This window comes from Pontibacter qinzhouensis (assembly GCF_008017455.1).
In the GTDB taxonomy this organism is placed as follows: domain Bacteria; phylum Bacteroidota; class Bacteroidia; order Cytophagales; family Hymenobacteraceae; genus Pontibacter; species Pontibacter qinzhouensis.
In genome coordinates, this window is sequence record NZ_VRTY01000035.1 from 39,965 (window position 1) to 55,160 (window position 15,196).

The following is a 15,196-nucleotide window of genomic DNA, read 5'->3' on the forward strand; positions in this document are numbered from 1 at the left end:
GATTTTAACAAACATCCTTATCTTTGCGCCCGGCACCACACATTTGTTCTCATGCACCAACACCTCTCCTACCTGTACGCTTTCTTTGGCCTCTTCCTGATCGGCTGCGGCCTGTTGTCTGTTTTGGTCTTAGGCTGGAAGGCCAAAACGGCGCTTGTTTCGGGTGGTACGTTTGGCCTTATTGCCCTCACAGCAGGTCACTTTCTGAACCTTAGCCAGACTTGGGCCTTGTATGTTGGAGCCTTGGAAGCAGTTTTGCTGGCAGGTATTTTCGCCTGGCGTGCCAGTGCCGCCTTCCTGAAACTGACCGAACTGCTACAAACGCACGACACGCAGGCTGTCCGGCAAAAAAGCATTGCCTTTTTAATTATTGCAACTATGTTTGTTACCGCACTCGTAGTGCTGACTATAACAGCCACCTTCTTTGCTGATGCTAATAATTCTCTGCACTAAAGCATTATGTAAAGCCCACCCTTGAAGCAAAACCTGCCTATACTCTTTGGAAGGCCTTTTTCATTAGAATAATTGGCTGGCTTTGCCCAATTAAACATTAGAAATTATGGTCCTGACCTGACTTTAAAAACAAAGTGGGCGGTGCATTCCAGGTTCAAAACGGGCAGAGGCCAGGGAATAGTAGGCAGGAGTAAGGATGCTCGGGCCATCATAATTTCTAATTAGAAAGAGCTAGTTGCAAAAAGTAAGCTCTGAACAACTATTAAAATAGTCTCCTGTTCATCCAGGCCAGGCCTTAGTTGCAGATATACCTATGCCAGCAGAAACTACGTTTAAGGGTGGATGTATGGCTTTCGTTAACACTCCGCCTGTTTGTTCGTAAAGCCAGGTATAAACAAGCTAGAACTATTTTCCTTATTTTTTACCAAAAGCCTTTTATTAACTTAACCGAACACCTACTTTAAATGAACAAATTATTTTTTACACCTACTACCCTTCTTGCTTTCTTCACGTTGCTACTCCTGGGAAGCTGCTCCGGCAACGATGGCGTTATATTCTCTACCAAAGACGACATTAACCTGGGGGCACAGGTGGCTGCTGAAGTAGATTCTACTTACCGGGCAAATGGCACCCTGCTGGAGCGCAACAGCGCCAATGCCACCCCCTATACTCACCTCGACCGTATCGTGAACCGGGTGCTGAACTCCGGAGAAGTAAAATACCGGAATGAGTTTCCGTGGACCGTAAAGATTATTCGTGACAACGAAAACCTGAATGCCTTTGCTGCTCCTGGCGGCTATATTTATGTGTACACCGGCATTATTAAGTACCTCGACGACGAAGATCATTTTGCAGGCGTGCTTGCCCATGAGATCGCACACGCCGACAAGCGCCACAGTGTGCGGCAGCTGCAACGCGACTATGGCCTCTCTATTCTGCTATCGGTGGCGCTGGGCAATAACCCGGGGGCATTGCAGCAAATTGCGGCACAACTTGCCGGCACCCTTACAGGCCTTCGGTTTAGCCGCGAAGCCGAAACAGAGGCAGACGATACTTCAGTTATTTACCTGGCTGGTACCCAGCACTACGCCTGCGATGGTGCCGCTGGTTTTTTTGTGAAGCTCAACGCAGAAGCAGCCCAGGGCAATACGCCCGAGTTCCTGAGTACGCACCCTAACCCTGAGAACAGAGTTGGCAACATTCAGCAGCGCGCGCAGGAAAGAGGCTGCAGCACCACCTCCGCTGCCGATACCGATTTTACAGCGCTCAAAAAGAGCCTTAACCTTTAACCATAACCAAACTGCCTGCCGTAAAGCGGGCAGTTTTCTATTTATCTGGCTATGAAAAAACTGACTAACATTGCGAAAAAAACTGTTCTGAAGGCCGAAGAGAAATTCGATGTACTCACCTTTGAGTTACGCAGACGACTTAACCTGTTCGGCCCGCTCCAGATTGTGCCTTACCGAAGTTACGGAACTCCGAACCGCCTCTATGTGAAAGGCCGCGTGCTGGTAGACAAAGGCATTACCCAGTCTGAAACCACCGACACTACCTGGCAGAATATCCTGAACATGTACCGCCGCTTCCATAGCGACGAGATACCCAATGCCAGGGTACAGCTAAAACTGCAAGGCGAGGAGTATGAAGTAACTACCGACGTGGAAGGTTACTTTGTTCTGAACATGGAACCCAAAACGCCCCTGCAGTTAGACGACATCTGGCACCCGATCGAGTTGAAGCTGGTGGACTCGCCGATAAAGTTTGAAGAAGACGTTCACGCCACAGCGTATGTACTCGTGCCACCACCAGACGCTGAGTATGGCATCATCAGCGATATAGACGACACCATTGTTTATACCGGCGCCACCAGCCTGCTGCAGACGGGCCGAAATGTGCTCCTGAACAATGCACACCGGCGCATCCCGTTTCATGGCGTTTCCTCTTTCTATAAGTCGTTGCAACAAGGGCGTAACGGCAAGCTCAACAACCCGTTCTTTTACGTTTCGAGCAGCCCCTGGAACACGTACGACCTGTTATACCAGTTTCTGGAACTAAATGAAATACCTACCGGCCCGCTCCTGCTCCGCGACTTTGGCATAGACGAAACCAAGTTCTTAAGCTCCGACCACATGAGCCATAAATACAAAGAGATAGAAAACCTGCTCATTTCTTACCCGGAGCTGGAGTTCATTTTAATTGGCGATAGTGGTCAGAAAGATGCTGAAATCTACAGCGAAGTGGTGCGTAATTTCCCTGGCCGCATCCTGGTTATTTATATAAGAGATGTTAATGTAGAGAAACATACCCGAAAAGTAGTTTCTATTGCTGATGAACTTAAAACTGACGGCAATGTGGAAATGGTGATTGTTAAAGACACCCTGGAAGCAGCAGAACACGCAGCCGCCAATGGTTTTATATTTACCGAAGACCTTCCCGAAATTAAGAAAGAAACTGAAATAGACGACTCTGGCGACGACGATTCTATTTTATAGTATCAAAGAATATTCACTAATAGCAGCAATTCTGGCAAATGAGGTACCTAAGCTTAAACAGCGGGCCTTATTTGTCAGGATTGTTGTATTTAGTTAGATCCTAGCCCAGAAGCTAAAATTAAAGATTGACTCTCTTATACCAACTAGTATTCGCACCCTTCCATTTCTGTTCCATCTTATCACGCTGTCATCTTGGAAGAATATTGTGGGCAAGTTCCAGAAGCATTGGTACTTGTAGTGTGGAAGCTTAAGTTCGTATAATAGCTTGTTTAAGTGTAACAGCAGCAGCTATTTGTCTTATTGCCTACCTTCATGTTCGTTTTGCCTTGCTACAAAAAGAACCAACGAAAATCAAGATGCTCCAAAATCGAAGACACCTTCCCCCACTCGCAGAAGACTCAAACACTGGAGCCTCAGCTGGAATGATCTGAAATAATTTTCCAACCAGCAGGAAAACGTTTGAAGATAACAGAGAAATGACCTTCTAAATTACCTTCGGCCCGGGTTAACAGCCACTTCCCTACTACCAGCCTGGTATCAGCAGCCAACGCCTTGTTCTCAAGAATATCGAAATTAAGTTTACCCATGGCGGCGCTGGTAGGGTAAGACTTCTGGTAATTCGACAACGTTTGCTGCCAGCCATAAGTAAGGCCACGCTTGCCAATAAACACCAACGAGTCAGACTGCCAATAGCCTTGCATGTAGCACTCCAGATCGCCCTTGCTCCAGCAGTCAGACTGTTGCTGTAATACCTGTAGTACCTCCTCCGCAGCGTGGGTTGCAACAGCGTTTCCTGTAGTTGTTGTTTGTTGCGGCGGCTGGCAGGCAACTTGCCAAAGCAATGTTCCTGCAACCAGAAGTATCGCTCTAAGGTTTCTTTTCATCTTCTGGCAGAATAGCTTTTACATAGGTTATTCCTCCTAAGCGGCCCATGGCCCTGGCAATGCGGCTGCGCCTTTGCAGCACAAAACCGGTGGGGCGTGCAGCCGAGTATCGGATAGGGTTAGGCAGCACAGCAGCGAGCAAGGCAGCCTGTTGTCGGGTAACGTCTTTGGCGGGCCTCTTAAAATATTTCTGGCAGGCAGCTTCTACGCCAAACACACCATCGCCCATTTCGGCAATATTCAAATACACCTCCATTATGCGCTTCTTCCCCCACAGTGCCTCCATCAAAAACGTAAAATAAGCCTCTACCCCTTTTCGGAGGTAGCTCCGGCCGTGCCACAGAAATACGTTTTTGGCTACCTGCTGGGTAATCGTACTGCCGCCTCTTATATTCTTACCACTCTGGTTTCGCTTAAAAGCTGCCTGAATGGCTTCATAATCGAAACCAGAGTGCATCAGGAAACGCTGATCTTCTGAGGCCACCACCGCTAAGGGCAGTTGTGGCGACATTTCTTCTAAGGTCACAAATCTGTACTGTATCTGCGGCTCCGGTTTTGCGGCAGCTCCACCCTCTGCCCGCCGCTGCACCATGTGTAAGGTAACCGGAGGAGCTACCCAGCGGTACAGCAGCACCCATGCCACACTCAGCAAAAACAGGCTCAACACCAGCTTCAGGAACAGCCATTTAATTTGCTTCAGATCAAATCCTTTTTTTACGCCAGAACGCTTTTTCTTCATGTAATTTGCTCTCGTCAAAGATCGCAAAGGTAAAGTTTTTGTTCTATTATAAGGCATTAAGGCGGCAGCAAAAAAGCTAAAGTCCAACACAAGGCGCAATACCCCGTACCAAGAAAATGAGTGCCTTTACCGGCGCAAGTAAACATAAAACAAATAAGGCGGTTATTGAAAAGATAGCAGGAAGCCGAGCTACTCCAGGTTCAGACAGTATGTAGCCAGCCTTAGTACCTGTAGCAGAGGGTCCTTATCAGATTATTCTAATGAAAAAGGCCTTCCAACAAAAAATTGCCTCGAAGTAGTCAAGGGTTAAACTCACTAAAACACATATTAAAGAGATGACAAAGTACCTCCCGCTTTTCCCATTAGGCATTGTTGTGTATCCGGGAGAGAAGCTGAACCTGCATATTTTTGAGCCACGGTACAAACAGCTCATACAAGAATGCATCACAAACAAAACGACGTTTGGCATCCCGTCTTTTCTGGAGAACGGCATCGGCGAGTATGGCACAGAGCTAAAAGTGCTTCGTGTAGAAAAGAAGTACGACAATGGTGAAATGGACATAAAAACGCAGGCGTTAGGCATATTCAGGGTTATAAAATTAGATAAACAAGCACCTGGCCGGCTTTACCCGGGTGGTGAGGTGCAGCCCCAGGAAACAGACCTCTCCGGCGATGTTTTTTTTAGAGTCGAGATTGAAAAGCTGCTGCGGCAGCTGTACGAGGCGCTGCACATTACAAGCTTACTACTCTCGCTGCCAGCCGATTTTAAATCGTTTGACGTTGCGCATCACCTGGGCCTCTCGCTGGAACAGGAGTACCTGCTGCTTCAGACCAAAAGCGAGGCCGACCGGCAAGACTTTATTTTGCAGCACCTGCGGGCTATTGTACCGGTTGTGCACGAAACTGAGCGGCTTAAAGAACGGGTAAAAATGAACGGGCACTTTAAAAACCTGACTCCACCAGAACTGTAGGCCATGCCAGGAGACTCTAATTTATGCTGACATATTTTCTGATTATTTTCCCCACACTCGCCATTATTTATCTAGCTTTCAGCTATTGGCAGGAGCGTAAGTATCGCCGAAAGCCGTTCTACAAACTAGCTGATATTGGCTGGAAGAAATGTACTTTACCCCCACCCGACGACTTGGTGCACTCCGTTGCGCTACTCGGCGACCCCGGTGCTGTCGCCACCGACGGCACTGACCCGGTGCTCAAGCTGGTGGAGCAATGGAAACTGGAGGCCGGTCAGCGCGGTACAGCATTGTTACTCGGCGATATAGTATATCCTGTAGGCTTGCCACCAGAAGGCAACATGCTCTACAACACGTCTCTGCTCCGGCTAAACACCTTACTTGATACCTTTAAGCATTTTGAAGGCCAAAGCATCTTCTTAAGCGGTAACCACGACTGGAACAAAGGCAGGAAAGGTGGCTATAAGCAGCTACTTCGCCAGGAGCAACATGTAGTGGAGTATCTACAGAACGAAGAAGCCTACCTGCCGCGAAATGGTTGCCCAGGGCCTGTTACCAAACAGCTGGCAGAAGGCCTGCTACTGCTCATTATAAATACCCAATGGTGGGTGCAACGTGGCGAAAAGCCTCTTGGAGCCAAAGACGGCTGCCCTTATGAGCATATCGACGAGTTTTTTCAGGAGCTTAAGGCTGTTTTGCGCCAGAACAAGCACCAACGTATTATTGTCGCTGCGCATCATCCGTTATACAGCAATGCCCTGCACGGTGGCAAGTTTACGTTGAAGCAGCATATTTTTCCGCTTACGGCCGCACACAAACGATTTTACATTCCGCTGCCAATCTTTGGCTCGCTCTACCCCTTCTACCGTCAGTTGTTCGGTGCTTACGAAGATATGTCGCATGGGCGGTATAAGCGCATGCGTAAGCGGTTGCTGCGCATTTTTAACAGGTACAGCAACATTATATATGCCGCTGGCCACGACCATAACCTGCAGCATTTCGAGGTAAGGCAGAACCATTATATTGTGAGCGGATCGGGCAGCAAAACGGCCTTTGTTAAAAAAGGCGGCAAAGCTACCTTTACCCTGGAGGAACTTGGGCTGGTGGTGCTAAATTATTACAAAAACGGGCAAGTATGGATGGAAGTGCGGGCAGTCACGAGTGCAGAAGACCCGAACGCCGATCCTGTTGTTTTCAGGAAAGAGCTGCAAAGCGTGTTGCAGGCAGCACCGCAACAAGTAGTGCAGTAGCGGCTGCATGATGTAGTAACCAGGAACAGAAGCTTACTGCTCTTCAGGCAGTGGCAGTATCATCAGGAGGCTTTCTTTGTGCATCTTCACGTCAATAACTTTATCTGTTGCCACCGGTTCGCCATCTATATGCAACACTTCGCCTTGCGTATTGTAAATAGTAGCTTTTCGGCAGCTTATGCGCCTCGAGAACACAGAGCTATCGATGCTATCGGTGTAGAGCTTGTATAAAATACCGATACCTGCTGCCTTCGGGAAAGGCTCTATCAGACAAATTTCAAAACGGCCATCGTTGAGCACACCGTTGGGGTTAATACTGGCGTTGCTGCCAAAGGCATTTGCATTGGCAATAGTAACCATAAAGGCAGGTCCTTCAAAATTCTCTACATCTGTCTCTATACGGTAATGCTTAGGTTCGTAAGACAGGTACTCCTGCAGCGCAATCCAGGCATAAGATCCTGGGCCTCTGGTTTCGCCTTCACAAAAACGCTTTACAACCAAAGCATTAAATCCTAAGTCGCTTAAGTGGATGGAGGGTATTCCATTTATTTCAAGCGTATCTATCGGGATGACCTGGTGTGTGTGAATGAGTTGCAGTGCCGCCTCCGTATCCTGCGGAATATCCAGATCTTTTGACAAGCCGTTGCCAGAGCCAAGCGGAATGATACCTAACGGAATCTGCTGCTTTATCAGGAGCGACGCCACCAGGTTCACAGTACCATCACCTCCTACCGCGAAAATAGCGTCTACTTTCCGCGACTTGATCTTGTCCTGCAGCTTTTGCTTGTCGTCTTCTCCGGTTGTTTTAAAGAATTCAAACGCTATCCCTTTCTCCTCACAAATTGTTGCTATGTCTTCCTCCAGGTCCTCCTTTTCAATATCTCCGGCTATCGGATTAATCACGAACAAATAAAATTGCTCCTCTTTTGTTTTTTCCATTATTGCAGGCCAACAGGCTGTTTACCACTTTACGTACTAACTTAAATTTTTGCTACTCACCCTGTTTTACGATATTTGGCAGCCGAAGAAGGTTTTCTATCCATTTAAATGAAGTCTCCTATAAGTTGTATAAAGTTTTAGAGTAGGCATTGACACACTATTCTATTAAACCGGCTGGTAGGCCATTAGGGTATTCCTGCTGTATGGCCCGTTCTATTTCGGCAATCCGGTTGCCAGGGTTTGGATGCGTTTGCGTGAACTCAGGCCCACTGGCACCACCACTTGCCTGTTCCAGCACACGCATTACCTCCGTCATGGCGCGTGGGTCGTAACCAGACTTGCCTGTTAGCCGGACCGCCAACCTATCAGATTCCAATTCATCGTTGCGGCCATAGCGCATATTCAGGAGTTTACCCACCATGGCGGCGGCTACGGCACCAGACTGGCTGGCGGGGTTTTCGGGGTCATAAATAGCGATGGCTGCGGCCCCTGTCAGGCCCTGTGTAAGCTTAGCCTTGGCCAGTTGCTGCGCTGAGTGTCTGGCCACTACATGCCCTATCTCATGCCCAAGCACCCCGGCAACCTGCGCCTCCGACGACAGCCTTTTGAGCAAACCGGCGGTAATAAAGATCTGGCCTCCGGGCAAGGCAAAGGCATTTACAGTATTTTCGTCGGCAAGTAAATGGAAGTCGAACTGGTAAGGTGTGTTTCCTGCACCGGAGCTGTTTACAAGCTGCTGCCCGATGCGTTTTATCTCAGCGGCTGCCTCTCTGTCGGCATGCAGGCCACCATATTGCGAGGCCATTTGAGGGGCCGCCTGTAAGCCAAGTGCAATTTCCTGCTCCACGGTCATGTCTACGTGCTGAGTCTCGCCGGTAAACTCATTTTCCTGCCTGTTACACCAGTAGGTCACCAAAGACACACCGGCAATCAGAAGGGCAATAATAAATTTCATTAATCCTCTCATATGCTTCAGGTTTTCGAATCAAAAACAAAAGTAAATATCAATACTGCAGGCTGCTAAACCCACGTTACAGCAGCCCCACCTCCTGAAGACTACTTACGTAGAGGGAGCAGGATGTGGCACTGAGAGAACGTGAAGATCAGGCAAGTGGTTGCGGCATGGGCAGGCATATCTTCTAGTTGTGGTGGGGCTGCAAAAACTAAGGTATAAGTAGATTTTCACACTGCTAAAACACTTAAAAATCCATAGCAGGAAGGCCAGACTAATTTATGTTAATCTCGTACTACAGCTATATTTCAACTAAGACGAATCAATAACTATAATACCATGAACATGAAACGAGCATTCGGTGCTATTCTTACGGTGTTAGGAATCATCGGCATCATATGGGGCGCTTATGCCTTTGTAATGGGAGGAGACGGAGGGGCAATCGGGAAATACACAGCCCTGGTTCCTTTTCTGGTGGGGCTCATTTTTTTCTTTTCCGGTATCGGACTTGTAAAAACAACTAAAGACCAGACGTAACTTCATACAGCTTTACATACAAAAGCCTCTTTGTCGGTTCAGACAAAGAGGCTTTTGTATGTTAGAGGCTGCTTAAGCTACGCGTGCGCACTTCAGTTACTGGCCTGCAGGTCGAGCAGCGGCATTTCGAGTGCGTACATCTCTACTGCAATGGTGGGGTCGAGGTAGGTAGACGTATACTTGGCATCTGCTGCATGAATATACAGGCAGGTATTGTCTTTAATCAGCTCCACCACCTCTTTGGTAACGGCAGTAGGCAGCGCAGGGCAACCCAGGCTTCTGCCTAAGCGGCCGTACTGTTTTATAAACGATTCACTTACGTAATCGGCTCCGTGCACTACAATAGCGCGTTCTTTCGCATTGGTGTTAAAGTTCTCATCCATGCCAGATAAACGAAGCGACAGGCCGTGCTTACCAAAGTAAGTCTGGTCGGTAATGTAGAAACCCATGCTGCTCTTAAACGAGTTAAATTCGTTCGAAAACTGCATTGCTTTCTGTTCGCCGGAGTTCCTACCATGCGCTACCAGCGTATTAAACAATACTTTTTTTGATTTCAGGTCAATAATCCAGAGGCGCTTATCGCTGCTGTTTTTAGTAAAATCTATAACCGTTATTATAGACTTAGCAGGAGCCAGCATATTGTGCTGCTTAAAGTTCTGATAACCGATAATAGCCTTTTTGAAAACCTCCAGCGAAAGGCCGGTTTTGTTCAGTTTAGCTTCATCGTATACCTGCAGTACATAATCATCAAATATTATCTGTTTTTCTGCAAAACTCATGGCGGCAGTGTTGTTGCTGGCTGCGGCTGCATCTAACTCTATTGCTGGCATTAGTTTGCCTGTATTGTTGTTAGCAATCGGCGTGCTTACCGAAAATAAGCATAATGCAAATGATGTAAGGGCTATTTTGAGCATAGAAACAAGTTCAGTAAGTTAGGCGACAAAAAAACAACAGGGTTTATAGTCGTTATTGTTCCCCGGATAGATAAAAAGTTCAATTTCCAGATTTTAAATCTACGCATTCTTTCGTGAATTACCTCCTATTGTTTAGCAAAAGAAACTGACATGTAACTGAAGCAGCGCCTTTTACAGAACGACAGTATTGCCATAATAGTAGGTGCAGCTAAAATATTTTATTTAGGATTTTTTTAGTTGAAACAGCTATCCATGGTTTTCTTCTGCTGATAAGGTAATGCTTAGCCCCCACTGACGTCAACAGGAAGGGTAACAGTATGGGTATCAGTAAGAAGTTACATCTAAAACGAACGCTCCAATTGCTTAGCAAGGTCTGTTTACAACTTCTGTTGATGATTTTTTAAAGTAAAGCTTGTAAAGCAGGGGCGCATCCTGCAACTTTAAGAAATTTTAAGGCCATGTTACGTAAAACATTATGGGTACCCTTTCTCCTGAGCCTGCTGTTGGTTGCATGTTCTGAGCCGGCCCAAATCGAAGGGTTCGACAGCACAGGCTGGAAAGCGGATCGGCTGGGGTGTGCTGGTACCAGAGAAAAAATGCAGCAGGAGTTTGAGCAGGTGCGCCAGGAGCTGTATACTAAAGGGGAAGCCGAAATTATTTCGATTCTTGGAAGGCCGGATGGGGAACAATTGATGGCGCGTGGGCAACGCATCTTTTATTATTATCTGGAACCGGGTAGCCAATGCAAACAAAAAAATAATTTGTCGGAAGCTAACAGAGCAGAGGTTCGGTTAAACGCCTTAAACAAAGTGAGTGAAGTAACTTACCTCCGCCCCATTCCAAAATAAAAAACCCGCCTAAAGCGGGTTTCTATTATTGTTTTCAGCAGATGCTTTTATTCTATGGCATCAGTCATGTACAGGTTCTTTTTCCGGCCTTCTAACTCCAGGTAATTCTGTAACTGGTCTTCTGACAAAATAACAGTCAGGGCATTATCTACTGAAGAATTTATTTTGGAAACTGTTTTCTGCACTTCCTCAGGTTTTTCGGCCTGCACGAGCTGTGCCTCTTTTAGCTGCTGGTAGCGCTCTTTATTTAGCTGCTCCACTTTAGCATACTGCTCCTGCGTTAAATTAAGCTCTTGCTTCATTTCAATAGATGCCATTTGATAGCCTTCTAATGTCACGCTTAAAACGGCTTTATCAAGTCTGTCATCGGTAACTTTAAGTTGCTGCCCAAATCCGGAGAAAGAGATGAGCGCCAAAATGCCTACTAATATATTCTTTTTCATTTTATATCTGATCGTCTACGCGTATTGTATTATTATCTTTACCTTACTTAGAACGTAACAACAGACGACAAGTTAGCCTTTCATAAACAAATTTTCTGCGCATCTTATAAGCTACACAAACTCAAATATATAGTTAAATTAGTATATAATAATAAATTAATCTAAATTCCTGTTGTAACGGCAGTTTTAAGTTACCTTTCCTTTTTATAAGTCATCTACTTACCTGCTTCTCTTATCTCTCCTCCCCTTTTTGTTTTAGTTTACCAAGTTGTGCGCTTACTCCTAGGCCAACTAGTATGCGGCAGGTAAACCAGAGTATCCTCCTCAGATAGATTTTATAAGTATAATAAAGGAGAACCAGTCTGCAAATCGCTACTACCGCACATTTTAGTTTTGTGTAGCGATTATTTAAATGAATTGCCCCTTCCTAAGCATTTTTGCCATTTTTCATCCAAGGGTGGTCCTCACAACTTCGGAGGGAAAAACAGGTATTTGAAGCAGCCTAAACCAACATTTTATAACTGCCACACAGCCAGAATTTATAATAGGGATTAACTTTCCTGAATACAAAAGTTTGAAAACGATGTTTCCCTTGCTCTAGACTAAATATTTTTAGAGCTACAAGTACCTGATGCAACAACTGCTGCAAGAGCCTGTAAAAAAGCGGGCCTTGCTGTAAAAACAGCAAGGCCCGCTTCAGGTTTTAAAGTGAGCATTTAGATCAAGGCGCTCCTGGCACTTTATGATCCTGGCGCTTAAAGTACTGCATCGCTATAAACGAGATCAGGAAACCTGAAATTACGCCTTCCACCATCAGGACCATAAAAACCACTATGCCTGGCGTTACCGACATGCGCTCACCGAAGTAGCGTTCTGCCGACAGCACCTCCAGCATAGAGGTATCAAAAATCTTAATGTAAAGAATCATAAAAACGGCGAAAAGAACGGTAGCCGTAATGGCAGTAAGAGTACCTACGCCAAGTCCTTTAAAATACCGGATAAGGCCATCTACGCTTTCTTTATAGTTTTTAATAGCCATTACTATTCCCGCTGCCAGAATAAGGCCATTCAAGAATCGCAGTTCAATGATATGGGCTAAGCCCAGCAATTTCATTAAAAGGAAATAAGCAATAAGGGCAACAGCGGTTAAAACGCCATATTTAATTCCTGTTTTCTCCATAGTTCAATGTAATAAGGTGCATAAAATAAAGGGTTGAAAAATACTAAATTCGTTCTGGCATGGTATGGTCAGCTGTCTTGAACCACTGCATAGCTATAAACGCCAGCCAGAAACCCGGCCAGGAGCCATAAATAATAGTTAAGACAAACAGAGCAAGAATAGATAAGCTCTCGGGGAACAGGGAACTAGCCTGCAGGTTAGACAGGTAACTGGCATCGGCCATACTTATATAGGCGACCAGAAACAAGCCTAAAATAGTAGAAGACACCACGCCGGTAGTGGCACCAATGGCCAGCCCCTGAAAATAATTAATGTCTCCGTTACGTGCCCGCTTAAAATTTGCGATAGCCACGCAAATGCCTATTACAAGAAAAATACCACTCAGAAAAGAGAGCTCCACAATGTGCTGCAGCCCTAAAACCCGCATAAGCAGGAAATAAACGATATGGGCCAGGCCAACAAAAATTCCATATTTAATAGAAACTTTCTGGTAAGAAATGTTTTCAGATGCCATCATAATGGTTGTTTATAAATTTACATTCAAACTTTTAAAAATGAACAGATTAACCACATAATTGGTTAGCTCTACAGGCCATACGCAAGGTATGGTGCTGCTTCAGCTTGATGTGGCTCTATATAACTAAAATTATATACTAGTTTCGTTAGGCAGGTGTTGTGCTTAAATCAATTTATTTTTAAGGCTGGTGCCAGAACAGGTTCATACAAAACAACTTACGCGTTTGGTTTAAAGCTGTTACACAATTGGTTTATAGCACCTTTACCGCCACTCAACAAATAATTTTCGTAGCTTTGCAGCATAGCCTTTACTTAATTATCAGATTTTAATATGATCAGCACTAGCAATGTCAGCTTGTCTTATGGCAAGCGAACATTATTTGAAGATGTCACCATCAAGTTTCTTCCAGGCAACTGTTATGGCCTTATTGGCGCTAACGGTGCCGGCAAGTCTACTTTCTTAAAAATATTATCCGGAGAAATTGATCCAAACACTGGCTCCGTCGATATTCCTGCCAACATGCGCCTGGCCGTACTGAAGCAGAACCACTTCGAGTTCGATGAGTATCCGGTGCTGCAAACGGTGATTATGGGCCATAAGCGCCTGTTCGACATTATGCAGGAAAAAGATGCCATTTACGCCAAACCCGATTTCTCTGATGAGGATGGTATTCGCGCAGCCGAGCTCGAAGGTGAATTTGCCGATCTGGAAGGCTGGAATGCTGAATATGAGGCTGCTGAACTCTTAAGCGGTTTAGGTATTACTGAAAACCTGCACTACTCGCTTATGAGAGACCTGAGCGGTAGCGAAAAGGTACGGGTACTGCTCTCGCAGGCACTGTTCGGTAACCCCGGCATTCTGCTGCTCGACGAACCTACCAACCACTTGGATGCAGAGTCGATTATGTGGCTGGAGAACTTCCTCGACAACTTCCAGAACACTGTAATTGTAGTATCGCACGACCGCCACTTTTTAGATGCGGTGTGTACGCACGTAGCTGACATCGATTACGGCAAAATTCAGCTGTATGCCGGTAACTACTCTTTCTGGTACGAGTCGAGCCAGCTGGCCTCTAAGCAACGATCCGACGCAAATAAAAAGACAGATGACAAGCGAAAAGAACTCGAAGAGTTTATCCGCCGCTTCAGCGCCAACGCCTCCAAATCGAAGCAAGCTACTTCGCGTCAGAAGTTACTGAACAAACTGACCATAGAAGACATCAAGCCTTCTACCAGAAAATACCCTTACATTGCCTTTAAACCAGAGCGCGAAGCAGGCAACCAGCTCCTGAATGTGGAGAACCTGCGGAAAACCATAGATGGCACCACCCTCTTCAGCGATGTGACTTTTATGGTCGATAAAGGCGATAAAATAGCCATTTTGGGCCGCAATGATCTTTCTGCCTCTACTTTCTTTGAGATAATAGCCGGAGAAGCTGAACCAGATGCTGGTGAGTACAAATGGGGAACTACCACCAACACCGCCTTTTTCCCGAAAGACAATACGGCCTTTTTCGAAACAGACCTGAACCTCGTAGACTGGCTGCGCCAATATTCTACCGAAAAAGATGAAAGCTTTATCCGGGGTTTCCTGGGGCGTATGCTGTTTTCCGGTGAAGAGTCGCTCAAGAAAGCCAACGTGCTATCGGGAGGCGAGAAAGTGCGTTGTATGTTCTCTAAAATGATGTTGCAGTCAGGCAATGTGCTGGTACTGGACGAACCAACGAACCACCTTGACCTGGAGTCTATTACGGCGCTGAACAACTCGCTCCGTGATTTTGACGGCACCGTTCTCTTCTCCTCGCACGACTTACAGTTTGTAGACACGATAGCAAACCGTATTATAGAACTTACGCCTGGCGGTATTATAGACAGGCGCATGAGCTACGAGGCCTACCTGAACGATGAATTTATTAAGGACTTACGCAAAAAGATGTACAAATCGGCGCTTGTTTAGCGTTAGACACATTAATTGTTGTATCCAATAACTTGATATGCTAAAAAACTTGCGGGCCACTATGTTGGTAACTGGTATGCTATGCCTGTTATCGGCCTCTGCTACCTTTGCGCAGACAGAA

Annotated in this window: 16 protein-coding genes; 8 read left to right on the plus strand and 8 right to left on the minus strand. The window is 46.1% G+C overall.

Annotation, left to right across the window (positions count from 1 at the left end; translation table 11 throughout):
• The first annotated feature begins 51 nt into the window (after window positions 1-51).
• The 3 genes from FVR03_RS10910 (at window position 52) to FVR03_RS10920 (ending at window position 2,945) form a co-directional block, all read left to right on the plus strand.
• Entirely contained in the window at window positions 52-453 is a 402-nt protein-coding gene (locus tag FVR03_RS10910) for a hypothetical protein (protein WP_147921783.1), read from the plus strand.
• 464 nt (window positions 454-917) lie between these two features.
• Window positions 918-1,742, plus strand: a complete 825-nt coding sequence (locus FVR03_RS10915) for a M48 family metalloprotease (protein WP_147921784.1) — start codon at window positions 918-920, stop codon at window positions 1,740-1,742.
• 51 nt (window positions 1,743-1,793) lie between these two features.
• Complete coding sequence (locus tag FVR03_RS10920) at window positions 1,794-2,945, plus strand: App1 family protein phosphatidate phosphatase (protein ID WP_147921785.1); 1,152 nt, start codon at window positions 1,794-1,796, stop codon at window positions 2,943-2,945.
• A 413-nt stretch (window positions 2,946-3,358) separates the two neighbouring features.
• Here FVR03_RS10920 and FVR03_RS10925 read toward each other — a convergent pair whose 3' ends face one another.
• Together FVR03_RS10925 and mtgA are read right to left on the minus strand one after the other, a co-directional pair.
• Window positions 3,359-3,829 (minus strand): YybH family protein, encoded by a 471-nt coding sequence (locus FVR03_RS10925; protein WP_147921786.1) that lies wholly within the window; start codon window positions 3,827-3,829, stop codon window positions 3,359-3,361.
• On the minus strand, window positions 3,813-4,568 hold the full coding sequence (mtgA, locus tag FVR03_RS10930; protein WP_187270127.1) for a monofunctional biosynthetic peptidoglycan transglycosylase: 756 nt from the start codon (window positions 4,566-4,568) through the stop codon (window positions 3,813-3,815). The genes FVR03_RS10925 and mtgA overlap by 17 nt, the downstream gene beginning before the upstream one ends.
• A 335-nt stretch (window positions 4,569-4,903) precedes the next feature.
• Between mtgA and FVR03_RS10935 the strand changes: the two genes are divergently transcribed.
• Window positions 4,904-5,539 (plus strand): LON peptidase substrate-binding domain-containing protein, encoded by a 636-nt coding sequence (locus FVR03_RS10935; RefSeq protein ID WP_147921787.1) that lies wholly within the window; start codon window positions 4,904-4,906, stop codon window positions 5,537-5,539.
• A 23-nt stretch (window positions 5,540-5,562) separates the two neighbouring features.
• The gene (locus tag FVR03_RS10940; protein WP_147921788.1) at window positions 5,563-6,789 is read left to right on the plus strand and encodes a metallophosphoesterase; all 1,227 of its coding nucleotides are present in this window, start codon (window positions 5,563-5,565) and stop codon (window positions 6,787-6,789) included.
• Between the two features lie 33 nt (window positions 6,790-6,822).
• On the opposite strand, the gene FVR03_RS10945 is transcribed toward FVR03_RS10940, so the two are convergent.
• Window positions 6,823-7,728, minus strand: coding sequence for a diacylglycerol/lipid kinase family protein (locus tag FVR03_RS10945; protein WP_147921789.1), 906 nt, complete (start codon window positions 7,726-7,728; stop codon window positions 6,823-6,825).
• 157 nt (window positions 7,729-7,885) lie between these two features.
• Window positions 7,886-8,683 (minus strand): M48 family metalloprotease, encoded by a 798-nt coding sequence (locus FVR03_RS10950; protein WP_255474170.1) that lies wholly within the window; start codon window positions 8,681-8,683, stop codon window positions 7,886-7,888.
• 342 nt (window positions 8,684-9,025) lie between these two features.
• On the opposite strand from FVR03_RS10950, the gene FVR03_RS10955 reads away from it, so the two are divergent.
• The gene (locus FVR03_RS10955) at window positions 9,026-9,217 is read left to right on the plus strand and encodes a hypothetical protein (RefSeq protein ID WP_255474171.1); all 192 of its coding nucleotides are present in this window, start codon (window positions 9,026-9,028) and stop codon (window positions 9,215-9,217) included.
• A gap of 92 nt (window positions 9,218-9,309) precedes the next feature.
• Here the strand turns inward: FVR03_RS10955 and FVR03_RS10960 are convergent, their stop codons facing one another.
• Window positions 9,310-10,047, minus strand: a complete 738-nt coding sequence (locus FVR03_RS10960; RefSeq protein ID WP_255474172.1) for a murein L,D-transpeptidase catalytic domain family protein — start codon at window positions 10,045-10,047, stop codon at window positions 9,310-9,312.
• Between the two features lie 542 nt (window positions 10,048-10,589).
• Between FVR03_RS10960 and FVR03_RS10965 the strand changes: the two genes are divergently transcribed.
• Window positions 10,590-10,979 carry a hypothetical protein gene (locus tag FVR03_RS10965; protein ID WP_147921793.1) on the plus strand — a complete coding sequence of 130 codons (390 nt, stop codon included), beginning with the start codon at window positions 10,590-10,592 and terminating at the stop codon, window positions 10,977-10,979.
• A gap of 47 nt (window positions 10,980-11,026) precedes the next feature.
• On the opposite strand, the gene FVR03_RS10970 is transcribed toward FVR03_RS10965, so the two are convergent.
• From FVR03_RS10970 to FVR03_RS10980, 3 genes are all read right to left on the minus strand, one after another.
• Window positions 11,027-11,422: a hypothetical protein gene (locus FVR03_RS10970; protein ID WP_147921794.1), complete on the minus strand. Its 396-nt coding sequence runs from the start codon at window positions 11,420-11,422 to the stop codon at window positions 11,027-11,029.
• Window positions 11,423-12,143: 721 nt separating this feature from the next.
• The gene (locus FVR03_RS10975) at window positions 12,144-12,602 is read right to left on the minus strand and encodes a DUF4199 domain-containing protein (RefSeq protein WP_147921795.1); all 459 of its coding nucleotides are present in this window, start codon (window positions 12,600-12,602) and stop codon (window positions 12,144-12,146) included.
• A gap of 43 nt (window positions 12,603-12,645) precedes the next feature.
• The gene (locus FVR03_RS10980) at window positions 12,646-13,119 is read right to left on the minus strand and encodes a DUF4199 domain-containing protein (protein ID WP_255474173.1); all 474 of its coding nucleotides are present in this window, start codon (window positions 13,117-13,119) and stop codon (window positions 12,646-12,648) included.
• Between the two features lie 330 nt (window positions 13,120-13,449).
• Between FVR03_RS10980 and FVR03_RS10985 the strand changes: the two genes are divergently transcribed.
• A complete protein-coding gene (locus FVR03_RS10985; RefSeq protein ID WP_147921796.1) occupies window positions 13,450-15,075 on the plus strand; it encodes an ABC-F family ATP-binding cassette domain-containing protein in 1,626 nt (541 codons plus the stop codon).
• Window positions 15,076-15,196 lie beyond the last annotated feature (121 nt).